Source organism: Mesorhizobium sp. L2C084A000, assembly GCF_000502875.1.
Taxonomy (GTDB): Bacteria; Pseudomonadota; Alphaproteobacteria; order Rhizobiales; family Rhizobiaceae; genus Mesorhizobium.
This window is the reverse complement of record NZ_AYWX01000004.1, coordinates 130,441-157,400: the sequence shown is the minus strand read 5'-3', so window position 1 is coordinate 157,400 and position 26,960 is coordinate 130,441. Positions and strand designations below refer to the sequence as shown.

Annotated in this window: 26 protein-coding genes and 3 pseudogenes; 14 read left to right on the top strand and 15 right to left on the bottom strand. The window is 63.8% G+C overall.

Going from position 1 to position 26,960, the window contains the following annotated elements; all coding sequences use genetic code 11:
- Positions 1 to 260: 260 nt before the first annotated feature.
- From X735_RS154160 to X735_RS154170, 3 genes are read left to right on the top strand one after another with little or no spacing between them, the layout of a single operon-like run.
- The gene (locus X735_RS154160) at positions 261 to 1,067 is read left to right on the top strand and encodes a transporter substrate-binding domain-containing protein (RefSeq protein ID WP_023810725.1); all 807 of its coding nucleotides are present in this window, start codon (positions 261 to 263) and stop codon (positions 1,065 to 1,067) included.
- Positions 1,068 to 1,073: 6 nt separating this feature from the next.
- Complete coding sequence (locus tag X735_RS154165) at positions 1,074 to 1,730, top strand: amino acid ABC transporter permease (protein ID WP_023810724.1); 657 nt, start codon at positions 1,074 to 1,076, stop codon at positions 1,728 to 1,730.
- Complete coding sequence (locus X735_RS154170; protein ID WP_023810723.1) at positions 1,727 to 2,374, top strand: amino acid ABC transporter permease; 648 nt, start codon at positions 1,727 to 1,729, stop codon at positions 2,372 to 2,374. Before X735_RS154165 ends, X735_RS154170 begins: the two co-directional genes overlap by 4 nt.
- 38 nt (positions 2,375 to 2,412) lie before the next feature.
- Here the strand turns inward: X735_RS154170 and X735_RS01000000165770 are convergent.
- The 3 genes and pseudogenes from X735_RS01000000165770 to X735_RS154180 all read right to left on the bottom strand — a co-directional run bounded on the left by X735_RS01000000165770 (position 2,413) and on the right by X735_RS154180 (position 5,220).
- Positions 2,413 to 3,225: pseudogene (locus tag X735_RS01000000165770) on the bottom strand (oxidoreductase).
- Positions 3,226 to 3,331: 106 nt separating this feature from the next.
- Positions 3,332 to 4,597: a beta-ketoacyl-ACP synthase II gene (gene fabF / locus X735_RS154175; protein WP_023810722.1), complete on the bottom strand. Its 1,266-nt coding sequence runs from the start codon at positions 4,595 to 4,597 to the stop codon at positions 3,332 to 3,334.
- Between the two features lie 44 nt (positions 4,598 to 4,641).
- A complete protein-coding gene (locus tag X735_RS154180) occupies positions 4,642 to 5,220 on the bottom strand; it encodes a TetR/AcrR family transcriptional regulator (RefSeq protein WP_023810721.1) in 579 nt (192 codons plus the stop codon).
- Between the two features lie 80 nt (positions 5,221 to 5,300).
- Between X735_RS154180 and X735_RS154185 the strand changes: the two genes are divergently transcribed.
- The 10 genes from X735_RS154185 (at position 5,301) to X735_RS154230 (ending at position 13,798) form a co-directional block, all read left to right on the top strand.
- Entirely contained in the window at positions 5,301 to 5,660 is a 360-nt protein-coding gene (locus tag X735_RS154185; RefSeq protein ID WP_023810720.1) for a hypothetical protein, read from the top strand.
- A gap of 84 nt (positions 5,661 to 5,744) precedes the next feature.
- A complete protein-coding gene (locus tag X735_RS154190; protein WP_023810719.1) occupies positions 5,745 to 6,203 on the top strand; it encodes a nuclear transport factor 2 family protein in 459 nt (152 codons plus the stop codon).
- 326 nt (positions 6,204 to 6,529) lie between these two features.
- Positions 6,530 to 7,288: an ABC transporter ATP-binding protein gene (locus X735_RS154195; RefSeq protein WP_032909077.1), complete on the top strand. Its 759-nt coding sequence runs from the start codon at positions 6,530 to 6,532 to the stop codon at positions 7,286 to 7,288.
- Positions 7,275 to 8,006: an ABC transporter ATP-binding protein gene (locus tag X735_RS154200; protein ID WP_081734824.1), complete on the top strand. Its 732-nt coding sequence runs from the start codon at positions 7,275 to 7,277 to the stop codon at positions 8,004 to 8,006. The genes X735_RS154195 and X735_RS154200 overlap by 14 nt, the downstream gene beginning before the upstream one ends.
- Positions 8,003 to 8,905, top strand: a complete 903-nt coding sequence (locus X735_RS154205; RefSeq protein ID WP_013528427.1) for a branched-chain amino acid ABC transporter permease — start codon at positions 8,003 to 8,005, stop codon at positions 8,903 to 8,905. The genes X735_RS154200 and X735_RS154205 overlap by 4 nt, the downstream gene beginning before the upstream one ends.
- On the top strand, positions 8,902 to 9,951 hold the full coding sequence (locus X735_RS154210) for a branched-chain amino acid ABC transporter permease (RefSeq protein WP_023810716.1): 1,050 nt from the start codon (positions 8,902 to 8,904) through the stop codon (positions 9,949 to 9,951). Before X735_RS154205 ends, X735_RS154210 begins: the two co-directional genes overlap by 4 nt.
- Complete coding sequence (locus tag X735_RS154215; RefSeq protein WP_023810715.1) at positions 9,948 to 11,126, top strand: ABC transporter substrate-binding protein; 1,179 nt, start codon at positions 9,948 to 9,950, stop codon at positions 11,124 to 11,126. The genes X735_RS154210 and X735_RS154215 overlap by 4 nt, the downstream gene beginning before the upstream one ends.
- A 2-nt stretch (positions 11,127 to 11,128) precedes the next feature.
- On the top strand, positions 11,129 to 11,887 hold the full coding sequence (locus X735_RS154220) for a cyclase family protein (RefSeq protein ID WP_023810714.1): 759 nt from the start codon (positions 11,129 to 11,131) through the stop codon (positions 11,885 to 11,887).
- Between the two features lie 71 nt (positions 11,888 to 11,958).
- On the top strand, positions 11,959 to 13,215 hold the full coding sequence (locus X735_RS154225) for a cysteine desulfurase-like protein (RefSeq protein WP_023810713.1): 1,257 nt from the start codon (positions 11,959 to 11,961) through the stop codon (positions 13,213 to 13,215).
- Between the two features lies 1 nt (position 13,216).
- Positions 13,217 to 13,798: a cupin domain-containing protein gene (locus X735_RS154230; protein ID WP_023810712.1), complete on the top strand. Its 582-nt coding sequence runs from the start codon at positions 13,217 to 13,219 to the stop codon at positions 13,796 to 13,798.
- Positions 13,799 to 13,884: 86 nt separating this feature from the next.
- Here the strand turns inward: X735_RS154230 and X735_RS154235 are convergent, their stop codons facing one another.
- The 11 genes and pseudogenes from X735_RS154235 to gcvA all read right to left on the bottom strand — a co-directional run bounded on the left by X735_RS154235 (position 13,885) and on the right by gcvA (position 25,641).
- Complete coding sequence (locus X735_RS154235) at positions 13,885 to 15,288, bottom strand: MATE family efflux transporter (RefSeq protein ID WP_023810711.1); 1,404 nt, start codon at positions 15,286 to 15,288, stop codon at positions 13,885 to 13,887.
- Positions 15,289 to 15,454: 166 nt separating this feature from the next.
- On the bottom strand, positions 15,455 to 17,041 hold the full coding sequence (locus X735_RS154240; protein ID WP_023810709.1) for an FGGY-family carbohydrate kinase: 1,587 nt from the start codon (positions 17,039 to 17,041) through the stop codon (positions 15,455 to 15,457).
- A complete protein-coding gene (locus X735_RS154245) occupies positions 17,038 to 17,721 on the bottom strand; it encodes an HAD family hydrolase (protein WP_023810708.1) in 684 nt (227 codons plus the stop codon). Before X735_RS154245 ends, X735_RS154240 begins: the two co-directional genes overlap by 4 nt.
- Before the next feature lie 15 nt (positions 17,722 to 17,736).
- Positions 17,737 to 19,215, bottom strand: coding sequence for a mannitol dehydrogenase family protein (locus tag X735_RS154250; protein WP_023810707.1), 1,479 nt, complete (start codon positions 19,213 to 19,215; stop codon positions 17,737 to 17,739).
- A 146-nt stretch (positions 19,216 to 19,361) separates the two neighbouring features.
- Positions 19,362 to 19,928: pseudogene (locus X735_RS0134060) on the bottom strand (L-iditol 2-dehydrogenase); the annotation flags it as partial.
- Between the two features lie 25 nt (positions 19,929 to 19,953).
- Positions 19,954 to 20,298: pseudogene (locus X735_RS1000000167390) on the bottom strand (SDR family NAD(P)-dependent oxidoreductase); the annotation flags it as partial.
- Between the two features lie 2 nt (positions 20,299 to 20,300).
- Positions 20,301 to 21,299 carry an ABC transporter ATP-binding protein gene (locus X735_RS154255; protein ID WP_023810706.1) on the bottom strand — a complete coding sequence of 333 codons (999 nt, stop codon included), beginning with the start codon at positions 21,297 to 21,299 and terminating at the stop codon, positions 20,301 to 20,303.
- 69 nt (positions 21,300 to 21,368) lie between these two features.
- Positions 21,369 to 22,193 carry a carbohydrate ABC transporter permease gene (locus X735_RS154260; RefSeq protein WP_023810705.1) on the bottom strand — a complete coding sequence of 275 codons (825 nt, stop codon included), beginning with the start codon at positions 22,191 to 22,193 and terminating at the stop codon, positions 21,369 to 21,371.
- Positions 22,194 to 22,204: 11 nt separating this feature from the next.
- The gene (locus X735_RS154265) at positions 22,205 to 23,077 is read right to left on the bottom strand and encodes a sugar ABC transporter permease (protein WP_013528414.1); all 873 of its coding nucleotides are present in this window, start codon (positions 23,075 to 23,077) and stop codon (positions 22,205 to 22,207) included.
- Between the two features lie 123 nt (positions 23,078 to 23,200).
- Positions 23,201 to 24,511, bottom strand: coding sequence for a sugar ABC transporter substrate-binding protein (locus X735_RS154270; RefSeq protein WP_023810704.1), 1,311 nt, complete (start codon positions 24,509 to 24,511; stop codon positions 23,201 to 23,203).
- A 224-nt stretch (positions 24,512 to 24,735) separates the two neighbouring features.
- The gene (gene gcvA / locus X735_RS154275) at positions 24,736 to 25,641 is read right to left on the bottom strand and encodes a transcriptional regulator GcvA (RefSeq protein WP_023810703.1); all 906 of its coding nucleotides are present in this window, start codon (positions 25,639 to 25,641) and stop codon (positions 24,736 to 24,738) included.
- A gap of 110 nt (positions 25,642 to 25,751) precedes the next feature.
- Between gcvA and X735_RS154280 the strand changes: the two genes are divergently transcribed.
- Positions 25,752 to 25,937: a hypothetical protein gene (locus X735_RS154280; protein WP_023810702.1), complete on the top strand. Its 186-nt coding sequence runs from the start codon at positions 25,752 to 25,754 to the stop codon at positions 25,935 to 25,937.
- A gap of 37 nt (positions 25,938 to 25,974) precedes the next feature.
- Here X735_RS154280 and X735_RS154285 read toward each other — a convergent pair whose 3' ends face one another.
- On the bottom strand, positions 25,975 to 26,934 hold the full coding sequence (locus tag X735_RS154285; protein WP_023810701.1) for a sugar-binding transcriptional regulator: 960 nt from the start codon (positions 26,932 to 26,934) through the stop codon (positions 25,975 to 25,977).
- Between the last annotated feature and the right edge of the window lie 26 nt (positions 26,935 to 26,960).

The window sequence follows — 26,960 nt, the reverse complement described above, 5'->3', positions numbered from 1 at the left end:
CGCGCGAGGTGCTCGAACTGCTGCGCGGCTTGAAAGGTCTCAACATCGTCGGCGGCGACGTCGTCGAGGTGGCACCGCAATACGACTCGACCACCAACACGGCGCACGCCGCGGCACAGGTACTGTTCGAGATCCTGAGCCTGATGGTGTTCAGCCCGGCGATCACAGGCAAGGGCGCCTGACTTTCAGAAAAGCAAAGGCGGCCGCCGCGCTGGAGCCGGCGGTCGTGTCAAACAAAGCGTCCAGACAGGGGAATAACAATGACAATCCGCAAGACATTTTCAGCCATCGCCGCCGTGCTGATGCTCGGCACGGCCGGCTTCGGCCTGTCGATTCAGGCCGCCAGCGCCGATGCACTGGCGGACATCACCAAGGCCGGCACCATCAATGTCGGAGTCTTCGCCGACTTTCCGCCCTTCTCCTCGGCCAGCGCCGACATGAGCCTCAAGGGCTATGACATGGACGTCGCGCAATACATTGCCGACACGCTCAAGGTGAAGCTCAATCCCGTCGCCGTCACCGGCCAGAACCGCATCCCGTATCTGAACGACAAGCGCGTCGACATCCTGATGAGCGTCGGCTACTCGAAGGAACGCGAACAGGTCATCGACTTTGCCGCCGCCTACGCGCCCTACTACATCGCCGTGATCGGTCCGGCGGCACTGACGGTCAAGGGCAAGGAAGACCTCGCCGACAAGTCGATCGCCGTCAATCGTGGCACGCTGGAAGACACCTCGCTCACCGAGGCAGCACCGGCGTCGGCCGACATCAAGCGCTTCGACAACTACAATTCGGTGATCCAGGCCTTCATCTCCGGCCAGACGCAGCTGATGGTCGTCGGCAACGATGTCGGCGCGCAGGTGCTGGCCAAGCAGGATGCGCTGAAGCCGGAGCAGAAGTTCCAGCTTCTGACCTCGCCTTCGCATATCGGCCTCAACAAGAACGAGGACGGCCTGAAGAAGGCCGTCAACGATGCGGTCGCCAAGATGCTGGCCGACGGCAAGCTGGACGAAAGCTCGAAAGCCTGGCTGAAGACGCCGCTCAATCCCGAAAACCTCAAGGATTGAGTTTCCGTGGCCTTTGCCTGGCTCCCGGATGCTCTGGGCGACATCGCGCACGGCGCGGCCACGACGATCCTGCTGATCGCCGTGACCACGCTTGCCGGAACGCTGCTCAGCATCCTGGGTGCCGCGGGGCGACGAAACGGCCCGGTTCTGCTCAAGCGGGCAATCGCCTGTTACGTCGAGGTGATGCGCAACACGCCGTTCCTGGTGCAGCTGTTTTTCATCTTCTTCGGGCTGCCCAGCCTCGGCATCCGGCTCGACCCGCTCCTGGCCGCCATGCTGGCAATGACGCTCAACATGGCGGCCTACACCATCGAGATCGTCGGCGCCGGGCTTGACGCCGTGCCTGGCGGGCAGACGGAAGCAGCGCTCGCATTGGGCTTGCGGCCACGCCAGGTCTTCATCAAGATCGTGCTGCCGCAGGCACTCAAGATCATCTATCCCGCGCTGACCAGCCAGATCGTCATCATGATGCTGGAGTCGGCCGTGGTGTCGCAGATCGCCGTGCGCGAGCTGACCTACGAGGCCGACATGCTGCAGGCACGCACCTTCCGCTCTTTCGAGACCTATTTCGTCGTGACGCTGGTCTATCTCGCTCTGTCGATGGCCTTGCGCCGGCTGCTGGTGTCAGGCGGGCGCCGTGCGCTCGGAGCCGGCGTGTCATGATCGAGTTCACCTTCTGGGACATCGTACGCAACCTGCTGCTCGCCGCCCGCTGGACGGTGCTGCTATCGCTGGCCGCCTTCATCGGCGGCGGCATCGTCGGCCTGGTCGTGCTGTTCTTCAGGATCGCCAAGGACAAGTGGAGCAGGCGTGTTGCTTCCGGCTACATCGCCCTGTTCCAGGGAACGCCGCTCTTGATGCAGCTGTTCCTGATGTTCTTCGGCCTGCCGATGCTCGGCCTGCGCATCGAACCGTGGACGGCGGCGGCGCTCGGCCTCACCTTCTTCGCCAGCGCCTATCTCGCCGAAATCTGGCGCTCGGGCGTCGCGGCGCTACCCCTCGGCCAATGGGACGCCGGCGCCAGCCTTGGCCTGCACTATCTGCAGGAGCTGAGGCTGATCATCCTGCCGCAGGCCTTTTCGATCACCCGCGCACCCACCGTCGGCTTCCTGGTTCAGCTGATCAAATCGACCGCGCTGACCTCGATCATCGGCTTCGAGGAACTGGTGCGTACCTCCAACGCCATCAACAATGCGACCTTCGAACCGTTCAAGGTCTACGGGCTGGTGGCTCTGATCTTCTTCGTCATGTGCTTTCCGCTGACGCAATACGCCCGCAGGCTCGAGAAACAGGCGGCTGCCCGCTGACGCGCCAAGGCAGATGTCCTTGCGGTTAGCGCTCGATTTCAGGCCGGCAGCCCAAGCTGCTTGCGCAGGCTCTTGTCGAATGCGGACGCGGGGACGAAACGGCGCAGGAAACTGACCTGGCGCGCCATTTTTCCCGCCGCATAGCGCTTCTTCGGCGCGGGATCTGTCGCCGCGGCCAAAACGGTGTTGGCGACCACTTCGGGCGCATCGCCTTTCTCCATCGATTTCCGCACGGATACAGTCATCCCGGCGCGCGCGGAGTCGTAGATTTCGAGCGACCGGTCGGGGGCGGCAAGATTGTCCTCGAATGCCGTTCGGGTATAGGCGGGCTCCACCAGCGAAACGCGGATGCCGAACGGGCGCAATTCGTGATCGAGCGACTCGGAATACCCCTCGATGGCAATTTGGTCGCTGAGTAAAGCGCGAAATAGGGAGCGGGGATGAACCCCTGCACCGAACTCAAATTCACGATTCTGCCCTTCCCTTGGCTTCGCATTGCCGGCAGCACCGCGTTGGTCACGCGCAAGACGCCGAAGACGTTCACGTCGAACAGCGCCTTGGCCTGGGCGGTCGAGGACTCCTCCGCGCCGCCAAACAGGCCCATACCGGCATTGTTGACAAGCAGGTCGATGCGTCCGGCCTTGGCCAGAACGTCATCGACCATTGTCGCAACGGACGCGTCGTCGGTCACGTCGCAGGTCAGCATGGTCACGCCGGCGGATTGCTGGGAGGCCGTGCGACGGCTGGTTCCGAAGACGAAAGCCGGCGCCCAGCAAGGCGTCGGCGGTAGCGCGCCCGATGCCGGAAGATGCCCCTGTCACCAGGGCGACGCCAGGATTGGTCTTGTTCATGGAAATCATATCCTTCTTTGCGTTGGATTGGATTGGGAAAAGCATGAGGGGCCGGGGCAAAGGGCGTTGGTCATGACTGCGTCTGGCGCTCGCGTCTGGCCACAGGTTAGTTCCAGCGTCTGAACAGGGCGCTGGCATTCACGCCGCCAAAGCCGAAGCCATTGGAGATCGCGTACTCCATCTCCATCGGCCGGGGCGCGTTTGCGACGAAGTCGATGCCGTCGCCGGCCGGATCGGCCTCGCCCAGGTTGAGGGTTGGCGGAGCAATCTGATCCCTGAGCGCCAGGATTGCGAAGATCGCACCAAGCCCGCCGGCCGCTCCGAGCAAATGTCCGGTCGCCGATTTCGTCGCACTGACAGCTATCGCGAAATCGCGCCCGAACACGCTCTTGATCGCTTCGATCTCACCCAGGTCGCCGACTGACGTGGAGGTCGCATGCGCATTGAGATGACGAACCTCGCGTGGCGAAATCCCTGCCTGGGCAATCGCGATCTGCATGGCCCGGCGCGCGCCGTCGCCGTCCTCCGGCCCGGAGGTGACGTGGTGGGCATCCGCGGTCGTGCCGTAGCCGACGAGCTCAGCCAACGGCTTTGCGCCGCGCGCCAACGCGTGGCTCAACGCCTCGATGACCAGCACGCCGGCCCCTTCGCCCATGACGAAGCCGTCCCGCGATGTGTCGAAAGGGCGCGAGGCTTGAGCCGGCGCCCAATTGAAGCCGGTTGAAAGAGAGCGAGCCGCGGCGAACCCGCCGAGACTGACGGTGTTGATGCACGCTTCCGTTCCGCCGCATACGGCGATGTCGGCTTCGTTGGCGCGGATCAGGCGGGCGGCGTCGCCGATCGCCTGGATGCCCGCCGCACATGCCGTCACCGGTGCGCCGAGTGGACCTTTGAAACCACGACGGATCGAGATGTGGCCCGCCGCGAGGTTCACCAGGAAGGACGGCACCGTAAAGGGAGACAGGCGGCGGGCGCCACGCAGGTCCACCGTGCGCACCGCCTCGGTGATGGCGGGGAACCCGCCGATTCCTGAAGCGATGATCGTGGCCGTGCGCAGGCGCTCCGTTTCCAGCGCAGGCTTCCATTGCGCCTGCGCAAGCGCCTCTTCCGCCGCCGCCAGTCCAAACAGAATGAACCGGTCCACCTTGCGCTGATCCTTCGCGGACAGGACGGCATCGGCATCGAAACCGGCCTCCGGATCTTCGCCCAGGGAGGGAACCACGCCGCCAATCTTAACCGGCAGCTCTCCCACCACATCGTCCGGAAGCCTGCGAACGCCGGACCGGCCGGCAAGCAGGCGTGACCAGGACGCTTCGACATTGGCGGCCAGGGGCGTGACCGCTCCCATGCCCGTGACGACAATCCGTTGCATCTGCTCTCCTGCCCTTGGTGTGCCGGCGGCGCTGCTCGCGCCGTTCAAGTGGCGACTGCTTCGCGAACCTGATCGGCCGCCGCATCAAGAAAAGCCCGCGCAAGGTCGGGATCGTTGACGACCCGCGAGAGCACGACCGCGCCGACCATCGTCGAGAGAACGGCCATTGCCTTTTTTCCGGTCTTTTCGCTGTCGCCCTCGCCAACCCAACCGCCGAGCATCTCAAGGTACGCCTTGATGCCGTCTTCGAATGACGCCTTCACCTCGGCACCCTGCCTGGCTGCATCCGAACCGAGCGCAACGACCGGGCAGCCGTCCATCTTTTCCTCGCGATGGTCCATGCTGAGGTAGAATGAGATCACCCCGTAGAGCGGGTTCCCAGGATGTGCCGCGGTCGCGGCTGACCATTTGTGGGTGGCGCTTTCCATCGCCCGCCTGGACGCCAGCGCCGCCAAATCGTCCTTCGACTCGAATTGCTTGTAAAAGGCGCCCTGGGTCAGCCCGGCACCCTTCATCAGATCCTTGAGGCCGATGCCGTCAAAGCCGCGCTCCCGAAAAAGCCGGCTTGCCACATTGATCACGGTCTCGCGGTTTTCCGCGGCCTGAGTGCGACTCACACGCATCGTCATCTCCTTTTTTAGATTGCATTCGTAATCTATACCCTGTATAGAGGGTGAACGCAATCTAAAAAAGGACAAATGAGATGATCCGCAAAACCCTGAGCGCCTCGCTCCTGGCGGCGCTGTTTCTTGCAACCCCGGCTCTCGCCGAGGAAGCCACCATCGGACGCCCGATCGAAGGCGGCAGCCTGCACCAGGGACACCTGGACATGGTGGCCTACTACGTTCCGCGCGGCGACCTGCTTGAGGTCACCGCCACTTTCGCACCGAAGACCGGGGGTGATCCGCTGCGGTTCGTCATGGGCCTCGCCAACAGTGACGCCGTGGCGTTTTCCATACCGGGCCACCCGGGCTCGCTCTACGCGTTCTCAAGGTCCGGTAAGGAAGTGACGGTCTCGACCGGGACCGGCACATCCCTGCGAGCCGATGCGACAACGCCCTGACCTGGCGCGCAGGCCGCGGCCGCGCGATGCTGGCCGGGGCTCTCGCGTCCGATCACGCCATCCCAATGAGCCTGGAGAGGTCACATGCTTTACAGCTATTTTGTCGAGAAATCGATCCGGCAGAGCTTCGACGACGTTAACAACCATCGCTGGGACGCGGCGGTGAAGGCCATCGCGCCGCATGTCCATCACCGGGTTGGTGGCGCCCACGCGCTTGGTGGGGAGCGCCACGACAAGCAAGCCCTGCGCCGGTGGTTCGAGCGCCTCGGCCGTGTTCTGCCCACTCTCCATCTCACGGTCAACCACGTCTGGGTGAAGGGCTGGCCGTGGCATACCACCGTGTTTGCCCAGTGGGATGGCGCCGCAACCCTGCTCAACGGCGATACGTCCTACGTCAACCATGGTCTCCACGTGTTCACGCTACGGTGGGGCAGGGTTCATGCGCTCGAGGAGTTTTACGATTCACAGGCGGCGGCGCGCGGTCTCGCCGCCCAGGCCGCAGCCGGCCTCGAAGAAGCTGTCGCCGAACAGATAACAAGCTAGCAGAAGCGCGGTCCGAGGACGGCCAAGGTTACGGGCCGGTCGCGCTGATCTTTTTCGTCGCGTGCCTTCCGCCTGCGCAGTATGCGCGGAGGGTCGGGAAGCGAGCGCCGGCGCTGGACTGCAAGCCAGGAAACCCAGTGCGGGAGCTGCATCGATGCCGGTGCTGTCGCGGCAACGGTCGAGCCGAGGCAGGCATATAGCTTTCCTGCTAGGAATAGGCCTTGACATCTTGCCGTTCGAATTGTCCATTTGATGCTTGACCGGGCCGAACGGGGCGGCGAGGGCGGACAGGGGCAAACCGGCGCGTGGATAGACAGTCGAGTCGAGTGCTGTTGAAGACGGTTGGGCTGACAAAAGCCTTTCGAGGGCTGGTTGCCCTGCGGGATCATTCCATCGAGCTGCACGAAGCTGAAATCGTTGGGGTAATCGGGCCGAATGGCTCGGGCAAGAGCACGCTTTTCAACCTGATCACCGGCTTCTCCCAGCCGAATTCCGGTAGCATCGAGATGGAGGGCCGTTCGATCGTCGGCCTGCGCACATCGCAGATCGTCGCGATGGGCATCGCCCGCACCTTCCAGGGTTCTCGCCTATTCGGCAGCCTCAGTGTCGCACAGAACGTGCTGACGGCGGCGCAGCTGCGCCATCCTGTCGGGCCCGCCGATACCGTGCTGCGCGGTCAGCGCTATCGCGAGCGGGTGGCCGCGACGCGGCAGCAGGCCGACGAACTCCTCGACCTCATGGGCCTGACAGATCAGGCCGGCAGGGTCGCCGCGGATCTTCCCTACGGCGATCAGCGGCGGCTGGAGATTGCGCGTGCGTTGGCGACCAGCCCGCAGCTGCTGCTGCTCGATGAGCCCGCAGCCGGGCTTGATTCCAACGAGACCAAGGTGTTGGCGGCGCTGATTCGGACGATCCGTGACCGCTACGGCGTAACGGTGGTCGTTGTCGAGCACGACATGGACCTGATCATGGCGCTGTGCGAACGCATCCAGGTGCTGGCGACCGGCGAGGTGATCTGCGTCGGAACACCGGAGCAGGTACGCGAACACCCGAAAGTGCGGGAGGCGTATCTTGGCCACGCCTAGCCCCGTTCTGCTCAGCGTCGAGAACCTCGAGGTCAATTTCGGCGCGGTGCGTGCGCTGAAGGGCATTTCGCTCGACGTCCATGCCGGCGAGGTGGTGGCGTTGGTGGGGGCCAACGGCGCCGGCAAGAGCACGACCTTGCGCACCATTTCCGGCCTGTCGCGGCCGCGCGGCGGCAAGATCATCTTCGATGGCAAGCCGATCGGAGGTATCGCTCCGTCGCGTATCGTAACTCTGGGCATCGCGCAGAGCCCGGAGGGCAGGCGCCTGTTCGGCGGCCTGACGGTGGCCGACAATCTGCGGCTCGGCGCCTGCACCCGCACCGACAAGGAGGCCATCGTCAGAGATAGCGAGCGCATGTTCATGCTGTTCCCGATTCTCAAGCAGCGGCTGAAGCAACTGGCCGGCACGCTGTCGGGCGGCGAACAGCAGCAGCTTGCTCTGGCGCGCGCGCTGATGGCGGCGCCGCGCCTGCTGCTGCTCGACGAGCCTTCGCTCGGCGTTGCGCCGCTGCTGGTGCGCCACATCTTCAGCGCGCTTGCCGAACTGAAGCGCCAGGGCATGACGATGCTGCTGGTGGAACAGAACATCACGCTGGCGCTGGACCTCGCCGACCGTGCCTATGTGCTGCGCACGGGTCAGGTGGCGCTGTCGGGCCGGTCCGCGGAACTGCGCGACAGCGAACGCGTGGCGCAGGCATATCTCGGGGCGGCAACATGACCCAGCTGGACTATATCCTGCAGCAGATCGTCAACGCGGTGAGCCTCGGCAGCCTCTACGCGCTGGTGGCGGTCGGCCTGTCGATCGTCTTCGGCGTCCTCAAGCTTACCAATTTCGCGCATGGCGACGTAATGATGGTGGGCGCCTTCGGGGTAGCTCTGCTGGTCGGGATCGGCGTTCCGTTCCCTGTCGCGGTGATCTGCGGCATCGCCGCGGCGGCCGTCGCGGGCTTCCTCATCGAACGCATCGCCTATCGTCCGATCCGCGACGCGCCCGACGTTGCGCGACTGCTCACCAGCCTCGCCGTCACCTACATCATCGAGAACGTCGGAATCCTGGTGTTCACCTCCTCGCCGCGCAATTTTCCACTCCCCGATATTCTCAACACCTCCTGGGAAATGTCGAACGGCGCCATCACCTTCACTAGCATCAATCTCCTGACCATCGCGCTGACCTTCGTGTCGCTGCTGCTCCTCGGCTGGTTCATCACGCGCACCACGACCGGGCTCGGCATGCGCGCCGCAGCCGAGGACATGTCGGCGGCACACCTTGTCGGACTCAACGTCAACCGGCTGATCATCGTCGCCTTCATCGTCGCATCCGCCTATGCCGGCCTTGCCGGCATTTTGTGGGCGGCACAGGCCGGCGTGGTGCAGCCGCAGATGGGCTTCACGCCGCTCCTGAAGGCTTTCGTGGCGGCGATCATCGGCGGCTTCGGGTCGATCGCGGGCGCCCTGGTGGGCGGCTACATATTGGGCGCGCTGGAGATCTTCATCGTCGCATTCCTGCCGAGCAGCGTCTCGTCCTATCGCGACGCAATCGTCTTTGCCGTGCTGATCGCCTTTCTCCTGGTGCGCCCGGGCGGGCTGCTCCAGCCAAACCGGGAGATAAAGCTGTGAGCCGGGAAGCGCGGATCACACTCCTCGTCCTCGTCGCCCTGGTGGCGGGAGCAGCTGTCGCTTTCGGTGCGCCGCACGTGCTGAGCGACTATTTCGTCCGGATTATCCTGCTGATCGCGCTGAATGCAATCCTGGTGCTGGCGCTGTCGCTGAGCAACGGTTTTACGGGCGTGTTTTCGCTCGGTCATGTCGGCTTCATCGGCGCCGGCGCGTATATATCGGGGATACTGTCGATTCCCGTACAGCAGAAGATGGCACTGCTGCCGCATCTGCCGGCGTTTCTGCATGCTTTCAGCCTCCCCTTCCTGCCGGCGACGCTGGTGGCAGGTCTTCTGACGGCGCTGCTTGCCGTGGTCGTCGGTTATCCCTTGATGCGCCTGTCGGGCTATTTCGTTTCGGTGGCGACGATGGGATTCTTGATTATCGTCAACGTGGTGCTGATCAATGCGTCGGATTTCACCCGAGGCGCCCGCACTTTCACCGGTGTGCCGCTGGAGACGACGTTGCCCTGGGTGATGGGTTGGCTCGCCATCACGGTGTTCGTTCTGGCGCGCCTGGTCTATTCGCCTTTCGGGCGCGCCATGAAGGCGGTGCGCGACGACACAATCGCGGCCAGCGCTGTCGGCATCGGCGTGTTGCGGACCAGACTGATCGCCTTCGTCATCGGCGCGTTCTTCTCAGGCGTCGGCGGGTCGCTCTACGCACATTATCTCGGCTCGTTTTCGCCGAACACCTTTTACTTCGCGCTGACCATGAGCCTGATCACAATGCTGGTGCTAGGCGGCATGGGCTCCCTGACCGGCGCGGTGGTTGGCGTCATCTGCGTTTCGCTGTTGTCGGAGGTCCTGCGCTCGGTCGAACGCGGCTTCACGATCGGCGATTTCGCGGTGCCGGCCCTGTTTGGCGCCAGCCAGATCGTGCTTGGCTTCATCTTCATTCTAGTCATGATCTTCCGGCCGAAGGGGATCATGGGGGACCGGGAACTTACGTTCGGATTAACCCAAAGATCGGCAACGGTGAACCAGACAGAGGAACGAAAACGATGATCAAACTCACTCGACGCGACACCATCGGCCTAGGACTGGGCGCATTCTTCGCGCTTGCCTCGGCCAGCACGGCACTTGCTGCCGACACGATCAAGATCGGCTATCCGGCAAACCTGACCGGCATTCAGGCCTCGCTCGACGGTCCGATGCTGAATGGCGCCAAGCTGGCGGCAAGCGAAATCAACGCCGCCGGCGGCGTGCTCGGCCAACAGATAGAACTGGTGATCTACGACTCCAAGAGCGATTCGACGACGATCTCGACCGTCGCCAGCCAGTTGATCGACAGCGACAAGGTCGTCGGCATCATCGGCTTCGCCGATTCCGATTCGGTGCTGGCCATCGGACCGCAGGTCCAGAAGGCGCAGATCCCGTTCATCACGCCCGGCGCGACCTCGCCGAAATTGCCGAGCCAGCTCGGCAACGAGATCTTCCTCGCCGCCTTCGGCGACAACGTTCAGGCTGCGGTTGGCGCGGAATTTGCGCTGAACAAGCTGAACGGCAAGACCGCCTACCTGCTGACCGACATCGGCACCGAATACACAACGCTGCTGTCGGACTACTTCGTCACCGCCTACGAGCATGGCGGGGGCAAGATCTTGGAGCGCGACACCTACAAGATCGGCGACAAGACCTTTACCGCGCAGATCGCCAAACTGAAGGCGCTGTCACCGCAGCCCGACTTCGTCTATGCCTCGTCGAATGCCGAGGAAATCGGCCTGATCTTGAAGCAGATGCGCCAGGCCGGCATCAACCTGCCGGTGGTCGGCGGCGACGGTTACGACACGCCCTTGCTGATCCAGGTCGGCGGCGACGCGGCCAAGGACACCTACTTCACCACCCATGCCTATATCGGTGAGGGCGCCACCCCGAAGGTGCAGGCCTTCATCGACGCCTACACCAAGTCGGCCGGCAATGCCCCGGAGAACGCGTTCGCTGCGCTCGGCTACGATTCGGTCAAGCTGATGACCGACGCGATCAAGCGTGCCGGTGCGCCGGATCCGGCCAAGATCCGTGACGCGCTGGCCGCTACGTCCGGGCTCGACGGCGTGACCGGAACGATCACCTACCGCCCGGGCATTTCGGTGCCGGACAAATCGGTCTCGGTCATCGGTGTCAAGGACGGCAAGCTTGTCCTTGCAAGTGAAGCGGCACCGACCTTCGTCGCGGAGCCGTGATCTTGTCCACTCCGGGTTCCCTTTGGGACATCTACAGGTCGCGGCTCTCCGCCGCGACCTTCACCGACCTGACGCATGCGTTTCATCCGGGCCAGCCGCACTTCCCGGCCTTCCCGGACGAGGAGCGCCGTGCGTTGCTCGATTTTTCGAAGGGCGACGCCTTCCAGGTCCACCACTACGCCTTCGTCGGACAGTGGGGCACCCATGTCGATCCGCCGGTGCACTTCATCGACGGCGGCCGCTCGATCGACCAACTGTCGGTGGCGGAGATGCTTCTGCCGTTGGTCATCCTCGACATCAGCGACAGGGTCGCCGCCGATCCCGACGCGACGCCGACGCTCGACGACATTTCCGCCTGGGAGACACGGAACGGCCGTATCCCGGAAAAGTGTTTTGTCGCGCTTCGCACCGGGTGGTGGCCGCGCTGGCCAGACCCCGTGGCGTTTCAGAACAAGTCGGCCGACGGTATCTCGCATGCGCCGGGCTGGTCGAAGCCGGTGCTGGAGGAACTTTTGGAACGCCGCGGTGTCGCTGCCATCGGGCACGAGGGCATGGACACCGATCCCGGCCGCGCCACTTCCGCGGGTGACGCAAGCCTGGAATACTATGTGCTGTCCCGCGACTGCTGGCAGATCGAGCTCCTGGCCAATCTCGACAAGGTGCCTGACGCCGGCGCGTTGATAATGGCAAGCTGGCCAAAGCCAAAGGCCGGATCCGGCTTCCCGGCTCGCGCTGTCGCCATCCATGAAGCGGCCGGCTGAACGCGTGAAACCGCAGCTGGCGGCGTCTAGGGGCCGCCACACAACGATCACCAGACACACGGAATTCAGACATGGATATAGACACAGTCCGCGATGCTTTTCCGGCGATGGCGAGAGGTGCCGAGCCGAAGAAGCGGATTTTCTTCGACAATCCCGCGGGAACCCAGATGGCGAGCCGTTCGATCGAGAGCATGACGCGTGCCATGATCGAGACCAACGCCAATCTTGGTGGCTATTTCGAAACCTCACTCGCGGCCCAGGCGATGGTCGACGACGCGCATCAGGCGATGGCCGATTTCTTCAATGCCGCGGACCGGCGTGAGGTGGTGTTCGGCCAGAACATGACGACGCTGACTTTCGCCGTCTCGCGCGCCATCGGCCGCGATCTGAACGCCGGCGACGCCATCGTGTTGACGCGCATGGATCATGACGCCAACGTCGCACCCTGGCTGATGCTGGCGGAGGATCGCGGGCTTGAGGTACGCTGGATCGACCTCGATCCAAAAACGTTCGAACTCGACCTGTCGACGCTGGAGGCCACTATCGACGAGGAGGTCAAGCTGGTCGCCGTCGGCTATGCCAGCAACGTTACCGGCACGATCAACGACGTGAAGCGGATCGCGCAGCGCGCACGCGCGGTCGGGGCGCTGAGCTATATCGACGCGGTGCAGTTCGCGCCGCATGGAGTGATCGACGTCCAGGAGATTGGCTGTGATTTCCTGGTTTGCTCGGCCTACAAATTTTTCGGACCGCATCACGGGGTGTTGTGGGGCCGGTTCGATCTGCTGCAGGCGCTGACCGCCTACAAGGTGCGCGCGGCTTCGAACACGCCACCTGGAAAATTCGAGACGGGGACGACAAGCCGCGAGGCGCTTGCCGGGGTGCTTGGCGCCGTCGAGCACTATGCCTGGCTCGGACAGTCCTTCGGCAACGTCCACCCGCAGGCGACGCGGCGCGAGCGCATCGTCGCCGGCATTGAAGTCGCCGACCGTTATGAGCGTGTCCTGACAGCACGGCTGATTGCCGGATTGTCCAGAATTGATGGCGTCTTGGTCCAGGGTATAACCGATGTGGCGGCGCTGGCGCGCCGGGTGCCTACCGTGTCGATCACCGTTGACGGAACCGATCCCGCCGATATCGCCAAGGCGATGGCAAAGGAAGGCATCTATCTCTGGCATGGCCACAATTACGGTTTGGAGCCAATCAAGCGGCTGGGGCTTGCGGACCGCAACGGCGTCGTCCGCATCGGGCTGGCCCATTATAACACCGAGGCGGAAGTCGATTTTCTGTTGGCGAAGCTGGCGGACTGGATGAAGACGCGGACCTGACATGCGCGACAGAAACGGAACCCCGAGGATCGGCGTCAAGCTGCGCCATGCCAGACAGGTGCTTGGCCTCAGCCTGGAAGAGCTCGGCGCCCGCATCGGGCTGACAGAGGGTTATCTCTCGAAGATCGAAAACGACCGCGCGACGCCCTCGATGGCGGCTCTGCACCGGCTGGTGCAGGCGCTGGGCATCAACATGAACGCTATGTTCGGCACGCTGCAGCACAATGCCTCGGAAGTGTTCGTGTTGCGGCAAAACGAGCGTCCGCACATGGAGACGGGACATCGGCGCTCGGGCAACCATGTCGTGCTCGAGCAATTGGTGCCATCCGGTCCGGAATATCTGCTGCAGATCAATGTCCACGTGATCGAGGCCGGCGGCGGCAGCCTCGAGTTGATCAGCCACAAGGGACAGGAATTCGGCTACGTGCTCGAAGGTTCCGTCGAGTTGCTGGTCGAGACGAACGTGGTGGCGCTCGAGGCAGGCGACGCGTTTTATTTCAACTCCGAACTCGGCCACGGCTACCGCAATATCGGTTCGACCACGGTCCGTATCCTCTGGGTCAACACGCCGCCGACATTCTGACCGCCTCTATCGCGGAGTTGTGAAGGCGTTGTTCAATGAGCCAACGCCCACAGGACAACAGCCGCCGGGCCATCGGCCGTTCTGTTTCAATGCCCGAACGCGAGCGGCGGCGCCAACCGGTCGCGCCGCAGCCAGCGCGCCAGCAGCAGCGCGGCCACCACGGCCAGCCCCGTCGACAGGCCGATCCAGATGCCGACGCCATGCAGGCCGAAATGGAAGGCGAGCAGCACGCCGAGCGGCAGGCCGACGCCCCAATAGCCGATCGCGGCATAGATCATCGGCACCTTGGTGTCATGCAGGCCGCGCAGCATGCCGGCGGCCACCGCCTGGGCGCCGTCGAAGACCTGGAACAGCGCCGCGAAGACCAGGAACGACACGGCAAGTTCGATCACCCTGGCATTGGCCGGATTGCCCAGATCGATGAAGGCGCTGATCAGCGGATGCGGCCACAGGATCATCACCAGCCCCATCAGCGCCATGAACGAGACGCCGATGACAAAGGCGGTCCAGCCGGCGCGCGAGACGCCTTCCGGATTGCCGGCGCCGTGCGCAAGGCCGACGCGCACCGTCACCGCCTGGTTGAGGCCGAGCGGCACCATGAAGGAGATCGAGGCGATCTGGATGGCGATCGCGTGCGCGGCCAGGGAATCCGCGTCGATCAGGCCCATCAGCAGGGCCGCCGCATTGAAGATCGTCACCTCGAAGGCGAGGATGCCGGCAATCGGCAGGCCGAGCCGCAACAGGCCCTTGAAGCGCGGCCAGTCGGCGCGCCAGAAACGGCCGAACAGACGGTAGCGGCGGAACTTCTTCTCCAGCATCACCACGGCAGCCATGCCGATGAACATCAGCGCTGAGGACAGCGAGGTGGCAAGGCCCGACCCGGCAATGCCCATTGCCGGCACGCCGAGATTGCCGAACATGAACACCCAGTTGAAGAAGACGTTGCAGGCGACGGCGACGAAGACGATGACCAGCGCCCAGCCCGGCCGTTCCAGCGCCGAGATGAACGAGCGCAGCACGATATAGAAGTAGAAGGGCAGCACCGCCCATTCGAGCCAGCGCAGATAGATGCCGGCCTGATGGGCCAGAACCGGGTCCTGGCCCATGGCCAATAGAATGCCCTCGCCGTGCCAAAGCACGAGCCAGATCGGGATCGAGATCAGGATCGCCAGCCACAGGCCCTGGCGCACGGTGCGGCGCAGGTCGCGCACCGAATAGCGGCGGCGGCCGAGCTCGGTAGCGATCATCGGCGAGGTCGCCAGCATCAGGCCGAGGCCGAAGATCAGCGGCATGAAATAAAGGTTGGCGCCAAGCGCGCCGCTGGCCAGCGTATCCGGGCCCAGACGACCCATCATCATGACGTCGGTGGCCGTCATCGCGGTCTGGCCGAGATTGGTCAGCACCATCGGCCAGGCGAGCGCCAGCGTCGCCCTGATTTCCTGACGCCAAAGATTTTCCGGCGCGCGAGCGCCGGCTTCGATCGCAGACATTGTTCCGCTCTTTCCAGCTACGGCACGTCGGCCAGAGCCGGAAGCCGCATGTCAAACGGCAAAACCTTCGGTTTCGCCACGTTTGCGTCAGCTTCTGGACGAAACGCGACATGAAGGCAAGAGAGGAGGGACGGGAACGGATTGAGCCAGCGACCGGCCCGATGCTCTAGCGGATCGCGTCCAGCATCCGGCGCTGGCGGTGCATCTCGAGGAAAACCTTGTAGTCGCGCTCGAAACGCCCTGATGATTTCGGGTTCGACGGGCGCGTCCTGCCGCCTTGCTGCATGGCAAGACAGGCGGCGTTGAGGTCGGGAAACAGCCCGGCAGCGGTGGCGGCGATCATGCCGGTGCCGAGCAGCACCGCCTCGTCGGCCAGCGGCTCGATCACCGTGCAGCCGGTGGCGTCGGCGTAGAGTTCCATCAGCAGCGGGTTCTTGGTGTGGCCGCCGGTGACGTGCAGCGTGTCGATCAGATAGCCGTTCTCGTTCAGTGCCTCCAGCACGTGGCGCACGCCGAGCGCGATGCCGACGGCGGTGCGCCAATAGAGCTTGCACAGGCTGTCGAAGGAGGAATCCAGCGTCAGCCCGCTGACGACGCCGACGGCATGCGGATCGGCGAGCGGTGAGCGGTTGCCATGAAAGTCGGGCAGCACATGCAGCCTTGCGGCGAGGCTGTCGCCCTCGATGGCGCGCAGCTCGGCGACACGCCTGGCGATCTTCGCATGCATGGCGGCATCCGGCTCGCCGCCGGCGCCGTGCCAGCGGATGATGTGGTCGAGCAGGGCGCCGGTCGCCGACTGGCCGCCTTCCGACAGCCACAGCCTGGGCAGCGCCGCGCCGTAATACGGCCCCCAGACGCCGGCGAAAGGCTGCGGATCCGGTGACATCGCCATGACGCAGCTCGACGTGCCGGCGATCAGCGCCAAATGCCGGCCGATGTCCTGTTCGTCGCCGGCAAAGCCGCCGAGCACGCCAAGCGCGCCGGCATAGGCATCGATGACGCCGGAGCCCACCCGGCATTTCTCGCTCAGCCCAAGCTCGGCCGCCGCTTGCGCCGTCAATCGACCGATATCGGCGCCGACGGGACTGGCCTTTTCCGGCAGGCTGCCGTGCTCGAAAAGATCGCCGAGGCCGACGAGCTCGAAGAAGTCGCGCCGCCAGCCTGTCTCCTCATGCGCCAGATAGGTCCATTTGGCGGTCAGCGTGCATTGCGAGCGGGCCAGCGAACCCGTCGCTTGCCAGGTCAGGAAATCGGTCAGGTCGAATAAATAGCCGGCTTCATTCCACGTGTCCGGCAAATTGCGCTTCAGCCACATCAGTTTCGGCGTCGCCATTTCCGGCGACATGACGCCGCCGATGTAATTCAGCACGGCGTGGCCGCTTGCCGTGCATTCGTCGGCCTCGGCGATGGCGCGGTGGTCGAGCCAGACGACGGTGTCCCAGCGCTTGTCGCCCGTGACCGAGACACTGAGCTGGCTGCCTTGCCGGTCGCGCACCACCAGCGAACAGGTGGCATCGAAGGAGATGCCGACAATGTCCTCAGGCTCGACACCGGCTTTTTCGCGGGCAGCGCGCACGGCGGTGCAGACGGCCGACCAGATATCGCGCGAATCATGCTCGGCGTGATCGGGCTTCGGCTGGTTCATGGCGATCGGCCGCTCGGCGCGGCCGAGCAAGGTGCCACTGGTGTCGAGAATGCCCGCGCGAGCGCTCCCGGTGCCGACATCGACCGCGCAAACGAACTGTTTCGTCAAGATGCTCTGTCTCTCGCTCCCAAGCCTGCAATCAGATCGGGCAATTGCAGCATGTCAGCGAATATAAAGTCCGGTTCACTCGACGCAAGCCGCGCTTTCAAGGCGGGATTGCCGGCATGCGATCCGCCGGTGAAGGCGAGCACGCGCATCCCTGCCGCCCGCGCAGCAGCGATGCCGGCCGGGCTGTCCTCGATGACGAGGCATTTGCGCGGATGGGCCCGCATGCTGGCGGCGGCATGCAGGAACAGATCCGGCGCCGGCTTTCCCTTGGCCACCATGGTGGCACTGAACAGATGCGGCTCCATCAGCCCAAGCAATCCGGTGACGTCGAGCGCGTAGCGGATGCGGTCGAGCGTGCCTGAGGACGCGACACAGTACGGCAGCCCAAGCTTGGGCAGCATCTTCCTGACGCCGGCGATCGGCTTCAGCTCCTCGCGGAATTTGCGCATCAATTCGACGCGCATCTCGGTCAGGTGCAGGTCGGTGATATCGAGCCCGAAGTCGCGGCCGAGGATCTCGCGCACGCTTTTCATGCTCTTGCCGAGGAAATGCTCGTAGGCGGCGTCCTCACTGACGCTGCCGCCGGCAAGTTTGACCATGCCAAGCAGCGCCGAGACGGAGAGCGCCTCGCTGTCGACCAGCACGCCATCACAGTCGAAGATGACCAGCTCAGGCGTCATGATGGAGAATGGCTCTCAGAGCTTGCCGGCGAGGTAGCGCGTCAGCGTCGCGCGCGCGCCATTCGCCCACAGCACGTTGAGCGCATGGGCAAAGGCCTCGACAAACGCCGTCGCGCGGCCGACATCGCCATAGATGTCCTCCATGGCGAGCCAGGCGGCGGGAGCATCCTTTGCCGCCTTTGCCGTCGCTTGCAGCCGGTCCCAGCTCGGATCGTTGGGCTCGATGACGGCACCGCTGTCGGTCGTACCGAAGCAATAGCGGCACCAGAGCGCTGATTCCAGCGCCAGGCCGACGACGCTTTTCCCGGCCTTCAGCCGGTCGGCGATGGTCGGGATGATGAATTTCGGCTGGCGGTTGGAGCCGTCGAGGCAGAGCCGGCGCACCGTGTCGCCGATCTTGGGATTGGAGAAGCGGCTCTCGATGAGCTGGTAATAGTCTTCCAGGACCGTGTCCGGCACCGGCGGCACGGTCGGGATGATTTCGTCCCGTTCGAGCTTGGCCAGAAACCCGCTCACCAGCGGCTCCTGCATCGCCTCATGGACGAAATGGATGTCCATCAGCCCGGCCGGATAAGCGATGGTGGCGTGGCCGCCATTGAGGATGCGGATCTTCATCAATTCGTAGGGCGCAACGTCTTTGACGAACTGCACGCCGACCTTTTCCAGTGGCGGCCGGCCGCCGGTGAAATGGTCCTCCAGCACCCACTGCCGGAACGGCTCGCAGAACACCGGCCAGTTGTCCTCAAGGCCAAAATCCTTGGCGAGAATGCCGCGTTCGCGATCGGTGGTCGCCGGCGTGATGCGATCGACCATGCCGTTCGGAAAGGCGACATGCTCGCTGGCCCAGTTCGCCAGATCCTCGTCGATCAAACGGGCCAGGCCGATGACCCCGTCCGAGGTGACATGGCCGTTGTGGGGGATGTTGTCGCACGACATCACCGTGAACGGCACGGTACCCTCGTCGCGGCGGCGCACCAGCCCGGCAAGGATGATGCCGAACACCGTCTTCGGCGTCGCGCCGGGCTGCGCATCGGCGACGATGTCGGGATGGGTCGGGTTGAACACGCCGGAGGCCGGGTCGATGAAATAGCCGCCTTCGGTGATGGTCAGCGAAACGATCTTGATGGCCGGGTCGGCCAGCTGTTCGATGATGCCGGCCGCATCGCCGGGCATCAGGAAGTCGATCATGGCGCCGGTGACGCGTGCGCTCATATGGCCGCTGTCCTGCTCGACCACGGTGGTCAGCCAATCCTGCTCTTCCAGTTTGCCGCGACCGATCTTTTCACCGTCGAACACGCCGGCGCCGATCAGCGCCCAGTCATGGCCGATGCCCGCATTGAACAAATCGTCGAGATAGACGGCCTGATGCGAGCGGTGAAAATTGCCAACGCCGAAATGCACGATGCCGGCCTTCAATGTTGCGCGGTCATACTTCGGACCGGCGACCTCAGTGGGCAGCTTGGAGAGGTTTGAGGACGAGAGTTTCACGGTCATCTGTTTTACCCTTTGGCCGGATTTCGGCCTTCGTTACGCTCCTCTCCCGGTCGGGGAGAGGATAAGGGGTGGCACTTGCTACGCGCCCGCTGATGTCGGCCTCTGCTCCTCGCGGAGGTACGAGGAGCAGAGGCCGTCCCCCGCCCTCAACTCATCCACTGGCCGCCGTCGACATTGTAGGTCTGGGCGACGACGTATTCGGCGTCGGCGCTGGCGAGAAAAACCGCCATGCCGGTAAGGTCCTGCGCCGTGCCCATGCGGCCATAGGGCACCGCCTCGCCGACCAGTTTCTTCTTCTCGCCCCTCGGCCGGTTTTCATATTTGGCGAACAGCGAATCGACGTGATCCCAGTGCTCGCCGTCGACCACGCCAGGGGCAATCGCGTTGACGTTGATGCGGTGCTTGATGAGGTCGAGCCCCGCCGACTGGGTCAGCGAGATGACGGCGGCCTTGGTGGCGCAGTAGACGCCGACCAGCGCCTCGCCGCGGCGTCCGGCCTGGCTCGCCATGTTGATGATCCTGCCGCCCCGGCCAGCGGCGATCATCGAGCGGGCGGCAGCCTGCAGCATGAACAGCGTGCCGGCGACATTGACGGAAAACAATTTGTCGTAGCTTGCCTTGGTGATCTCGACGATCGGCGCCAGGTCGAACAGGGCGGCGTTGTTGATCAGGATATCCAGGCCACCGGTCTTCGTCTCGACGGCTTTCACCGCCGCTTGCCAATGGCGACCGCGTCNACAGCGTGCCGGCGACATTGACGGAAAACAATTTGTCGTAGCTTGCCTTGGTGATCTCGACGATCGGCGCCAGGTCGAACAGGGCGGCGTTGTTGATCAGGATATCCAGGCCACCGGTCTTCGTCTCGACGGCTTTCACCGCCGCTTCGATCGAGGCGAGGTCGGTGACGTCGAGCTTGACCGCATAGGCCTTGCCGCCGATCTCGGCGGCTGTCTTCTGCGCCGCCTCGAGATTGATGTCGGCGATGGCGACGGTTGCGCCTTCGCCGGCATAGGCTTCGGCGAAGGCTCTGCCGATGCCGCGGGCCGAACCCGTGATCAGCGCGGATTTGCCGGCCAGTCTCATGCTCACATCGCCTTTCCGTCGGCGCCGAAGCGGTGCAGCTTGGCCTTGTCCGCTGTCAGATAGATGGTGTCGCCGTGACGGACGGCGAGTTCGCCGTCGGCGCGCACTGTCAGCGGACCGACGCCATCGGACTGGACGTGCAGGAAGGTGTCGGAGCCGAGATGTTCGGCGACGCCGACAGTGGCTTTCCATTCGCCCGCCGTGGTCGAGATCTCCAGATGCTCGGGACGGATGCCGATGGTCTTGGCGCCGTTTTTGGCAGCCGGCGCGCCTTCTATCAGGTTCATCTTCGGCGAGCCGATGAAGCCGGCGACGAACAGGTTCTTCGGCGTCTTGTAGAGCTCCATCGGCGAGCCGACCTGCTCGATGTTGCCGGCGTTCAGCACGACGATCTTGTCGGCCATGGTCATGGCTTCGACCTGATCGTGGGTGACGTAGATCATGGTGGTCTTGAGCTGATGGTGCAACTCGCTGATCTCCAGCCGCATGGTGCCGCGCAGTGCCGCATCGAGGTTGGACAGCGGTTCGTCGAACAGGAAGGCGGTCGGCTGACGCACGATGGCGCGGCCGATGGCGACGCGTTGGCGCTGGCCGCCGGAAAGCTGGCCGGGCCGGCGTTCGAGATAGTTGGTCAAGTTGAGCACGCGCGCCGCGTCTCCCACCTTCTTGTCGATGGTCGCCTTGTCCTCACCGGCCATCTTCAGCGGAAAGCCGATGTTCTTGGCCACCGTCATGTGCGGATAGAGCGCGTAGGACTGGAACACCATGGCCAGCTTGCGCTTGGCCGGTGCCTCGCCGGTGACGTCGCGGCCGTCGATGTTGATGGAGCCGCCGCTGGTGTCCTCGAGCCCGGCGATCAGGCGCAGCAGCGTTGACTTGCCGCAACCCGACGGGCCGACGAAGACGACGAACTCGCCATTCTCGATCACCAGGTCGAGACCGGGGATGATGGACGTCGCTCCGAAGGATTTGGAGACGTTCTTGAGCGTGATGTTTCCCATGATTTCCTCCCCGAGGGGTTATTTCTGCCGATTGCTTCGAACAATTCCGTTATTTCACCGCACCACCAATTATTTGACCGCACCAAATGTCAGGCCGCGCACCAACTGCTTCTGGCTGAACCAGCCCATGATCAGGATCGGCGCGATGGCCAGCGTCGAGGCGGCCGAAAGCTTGGCCCAGAACAGGCCTTGCGGGCTGGAGAACGAGCTGATGAAGGCGGTCAGCGGTGCGGCTTCCGTCGTCGTCAGCCGGATTGTCCAGAACGCCTCGTTCCAGGCCAGGATGATGTTGAGCAGCATCGTCGAGGCGATGCCCGGCACCGCCATCGGCGTCAGCACATAGACGATCTCGTTCCACAGCGAGGCGCCGTCCATGCGTGCCGCTTCCAGGATCTCTCCCGGTATTTCGCGGAAATAAGTGTAGAGCATCCACACCACGATCGGCAGGTTGATCAGCATCAGCATGATCATCAGGCCGATGCGGCTGTCGAGCAGTCCTGTGTCGCGGAAGATCAGGTAGATCGGGAACAGCACCGCGACCGCGGGCATCATCTTGGTGGACAGCATCCACATCAGGATGTCCTTGGTCCGCTTGGTCGGCGAGAAGGCCATCGACCATGCCGCCGGTATGGCGACCAGCAGGGCCAAGATGGTCGAGCCGACCGAGAGCAGCACCGAGTTGAAGAAGAACTTGAAGTAGCCGCTTTGCGCCTGAACCTCGGCATAGCTCTCGAACGTTCCCGACGGGATGATGCTGAAACCCTGGATGGCTTCCTGCTCCGACTTGAACGAGGTGATGATCGTGTAGAGGATCGGGAAGAAGATCAGCAGGGCGACAATCCAGGCGGCAACTGTCGCAATCGTCTTGTGCTGGGTGGTGACTGAGCGTGCCATCGTAGCCTCCCTTACTTGTCCAGGTTCTTGCCGACCGCGCGCATGGCGAAGAAGGCAACGATGTTGGCGAGAATGACGGCGATCACACCGCCGGCGGATGCCTGGCCGATTTTGAACTCCAGCAACGCCTTCTGGTAGACGAGGAAGGGCAGGTTGGTGGAGGCGTATCCCGGGCCGCCATTGGTGGTGACGAGGATCTCGGCATAGACGGAGAGGAGGAAGATCGTCTGGATCAGGATGACGACCGTGATGGCGCGCGACATGTGCGGCAGCGTCAGATAGATGAAACGGCTGATGAAGCCGGCGCCGTCCATCTCGGCAGCTTCCTTCTGCTCACCGTCGAGCGACTGCAACGCGGTCAAGAGAATGAGCGTCGCGAAAGGCAGCCATTGCCAGGCGACGATGATGATGATCGCCAGCATCGGATGCTGCCCGAACCAGTCGATCGGCTGGGCCCCGAAGAAGCGGGCTATATCGGCGAACACCCCGTATTGCGGGTGCATGATCATGTTCTTCCAGACCAGTGCGGCCACCGGCGGCATGACGAAGAACGGTGAGATGACGAGAATGCGCACGATGCCCTGGCCCCACATCGGCTGGTCGATCAGCAGCGCCAGAAGGATGCCGCCGATCACCGTGATCAGGAGCACGCTGACCACCAAGGTGAGCGTGTTGAGGATCGATTGCAGGAAGGCCGGGTTGGAATAGAACAGCGCGTAGTTCGAGAAGCCGACGAAGCCGTCGCGGATCGGATTGAGCGGGTTGTACTGCTGGAAGGAGAACCAGATGGTGATGACCAGCGGCACAATCATCCAGACGAACAGCAGCACCACGGATGGCGCCATCATGAAACGGGCAAGCGAACGGGTCTGCTGAGTAGCCATGACGGTCACCCTTCACTGGTCAGACGGAATTTTCAAAAGGCGTTAAAGGCGGCCGCCCGAACTGGGAATTCGGGCGGCCGTTGCCGGTCAGGAGGCGACCGGCATTCGGCGCCGGGAGGAGCCTTACTTGATGTATCCGCCTTCGGTCATTGCCGCGGTGGCAGCGTCCTGGGCCTGCCTCAGGGCATCGTCGACGCTCGACTGGCCGGCAAGAGCCGCCGAGAAGAGCTGGCCGACAGTGGTGCCAAGACCCTGGAACTCAGGGATGGCGACGAACTGCACGCCGACATAGGGCACCGGCTTGACGGTCGGATGCGTCGGATCGGCGGCGTTGATGGAGTCCAGCGTCATCTTGGCGAACGGAGCCGCCTTCTGGTATTCGGCATTGGCGTAGAGCGAGGAGCGCGTGCCCGGAGGAACGTTGGCCCAGCCTTCCTTCGAAGCGACGAGTTCCGCATAATGCTTGCTGGTCGCCCAGGAGACGAATTTCTGGGCGGCATCGGCCTTCTGCGTGCCGGCGGGGATCGCCAGCGACCATGCCCACAGCCAATTGCCGCGCTTGCCCAGGCCATTGTCGGGTGCCAGCGCATATCCAACCTTGTCAGCGACCTGCGATGCCTTGGGATCGGAGACGAAGGACGCAGCGACGGTGGCGTCGATCCACATGCCGCATTTGCCCTGCTGGAACAGCGCCAGGTTTTCGTTGAAGCCGTTGGAGGACGCACCCTCAGGGCCGTCGGCCTTCATCAGGTCGACATAGAACTGCAGCGTGTTCTTCCATTCCGGCTGATCGAACTGCGGCTTCCAGTTCTCGTCGAACCAGCGCGCCCCGAAGGAGTTCGACATGGCGGTCAGGAAAGCCATGTTCTCGCCCCAGCCGGCCTTGCCGCGCAGGCACACGCCGTTCACGCCATTGGCGCGATCGGTCATCTTGTCGGCGGCCTGCCTGATGAAGTCCCAGGTGGGCGTGTCGGGCATCTTCAGTCCGGCCTTCTCGATCAGGTCCTTGCGGTACATGACGAAGGAGCTTTCGCCGTAGAAGGGCGCGGCATAGAGCTTGCCGTCGACCGAAAGGCCGCCGGCGATGGCCGGGATGATATCCTTGGCGTCGTAGTCGTCGCCGAGCTTGTCGAGCGGCAGCAGCCAGCTCTGCTTGGCCCAGATCGGAACCTCATAGGTGCCGATGGTCATCACGTCGTACTGGCCGCCCTTGGTGGCGATGTCGGTGGTGACGCGCTCGCGCAGCACGTTTTCTTCGAGCGTAACCCAGTTGAGCTGGATGTCGGGGTTCGCCTTGGTGAAGTCCTCGGTCAGCTTTTGCATGCGGACCATATCGCCATTGTTGACGGTGGCGATGGTGATGGATTCGGCATGTGCGGCGAACGCAAGCGTGCTGGCCGTCAACAAGCCCAGGGTGAGCGTGCGAAGTTTCATCAAATTCCTCCCTTGAACCAAGATGAGCATTTGCCTTGGCTTTGGGCAATTACTCACTTGGCGTGAATTATGTCAAGCCGGATTCGATGCTGCAGCGCAGCACTTGGGCGACACCGCAGGCCGGGACGAGCGAAATTGCCAGGGCGCGGATCGTCCCGGCCGCATACAGTGAGGCAACGGCGGATACATCTGCGAGAACCAGGTGCAGCCCGGAAGCTTGCCGGTCAGCAGGCGATCTCGGCCAGCAGCCAGTCGCGGAAGGCACGGATCTTCGGCACGTTGCGGCGCGCCTCGGGATAGACCAGCCAATAGGCATGGCCGTCGTCGCCAACCAGATCGAAAGGTTGGATCAGACGCCCGTCCGCGAGTTCCGCCTTGAACAGCGCCCTGGTCAGGATCGCGACGCCATGACCGGCGATCGCCGCATTGGCCTCATAGGCCTGCGCGCCCATGCTGCTGCCGGGCCGCTTGGCAAGATCGTGCGAGTGCACGCCAGCAGCCGAGAACCATTCCGTCCACCAGATGTCGCCGGGATCGAGGATAGGCAGCCGCAAGAGGTCGGCCGGTTCCCTGACGCCGCCGATGGTCGCCGCGAGTTTCGGGCTCAGCATCGGCGTGAAGTCGGCATCGAGCAGCTTGTGCGCTTCCAGGCCCGGCCATTTGCCGCCGCCCGAGCGGATGGCAATATCGGTATCCTCGCGGGCAAAGTCGGTCAGGCGGCTCGACGTTTCGAGCCGCACCGCCAGCGACGGATGGGCGATCTGGAACGACCCCAGCCGGTGCGCGAGCCAGTTCGAGGCGAATGTCAGCACCGTCGTGACGCACAGCAAGCCGTCGGCCCCGCCACGCACCGCGGCATAGGCCTGGCCAAGGATGGCGAAGGCCTCGCTGACCGCAGGTGCCAGGCGCTGCCCGGCCTCGGTTAACACGATCTGCCGCGGCCGGCGTAGGAACAGCGGCGCGCCGACACGCTCCTCCAGCACCTTGATCTGATAGCTGACCGCCGCTTGCGTCATGGCGAGTTCGCCGGCGGCCTTGGTGAAGGAAAGATGCCGCGCCACCGCGTCGAACACCCGGATCGCCTGCAGCGGCGGGAGTGGCGAAACCTGTCGCGAGCCGAGGTCCGGCATAAGGCCTCCTTATGGATCATGATCGATGTTCGATTGGCAAAGACCGCCGGCAAGACCGACATTCCCAGTCAACCCGTCATTCGGGTCCAGGATAGCGAAGGTTGACGATCATGACCATGGCGCAGCAAAAATGCACTCCCGCACCGGATCACCGCTGGTTTTCGTGGCTGACGGATGGATTCGGCTGGTTCGCGACCAAAAAACGGGCACATCTCGATATCAGGGACCTGTCGCCGCATCTGCAGCGCGATCTCGGGTTTCTCGATGGCAACGACCCTTTCGGGCGGCACGGCTAGTGCGGTTGGCCTTATCGCAAACCGGTTGTGGGTCCGGTCAGATGCCAGCCAGCAGGGCGGCGGCGGTCCGTTCATCGGTGATGAGGCCGTTGATCAGCCGCCGGTTCGCGGCCGCTAGGATGCCTGGCAGCTTTCGTTCGCCCATGGCCAGTGCGATGACCAGCGATTTCTCGCGTGACGGTAGCGAAGCCGACGACACCCGGTCGTTGGTGATGCCCTCGATCATGCGGCCCTCCCTATCGAACACCCAGCCGACGATCTCCGCGATGCCGCCGGCCTTCTGCAGCGCCTTCAATTCGCTCTCCGAAATGAAGCCGTCTTCGTAGAGCGGCGCCTTGGGGCCGAGATCGCCGATGCCGATGAAGGTGACGTCGGCTTCCGCCGCCAGCGCCAGCGTCGGCTGGATCATCGGCTGGTTGAGCAGCATCTCGCGCTCCTCCGGCGACGAGGCGATGACCGGCAGGGGCATCGGGAAGGAGCGCGCCTTGACCCTGTCGGCCATGGTGAAGATGACGTTGTAGAAGGCGGCCGAGCCGTCCGGCGAGATGTTGCCGGTCAACGACACCACCTTGTGCTGCGGGCATTCCATTGGCGGCAGCTGCTCGATCGCCGCCTTTAGCGTGCGACCGGTGCCGATCGCCATGACGATCGGGGTCGGAGACCGCAACCGCCGCTCGATCTCGGCGGCAGCCGCCTCGGCGATGCCGATCGTGGTCGAGGACGAATTGGGGTCGCTCGGCACCACCTCGACCAGATCGAGCGCAAAGCGCGATCTCAGCCGTGCCGCCAGATCGAGGCAGTTGGCGATCGGATGGTCGACGCGAACCTTGATCAAGCCCTCCGACACCGCCAGCGATACCAGCCGCTGCGCCGTCTGCCGCGAAATGCCGAGCGTCGAAGCGATCTGGTCCTGTGTGTTGCCGGCAACATAATAAAGCCAGCCGGCGCGCGCCGCATCGTCCAGCCTGTTGCTGCCACCATCCTGCCGGCTATTCAAAGTCCTGCCTCCCGAGACCGCCGGTT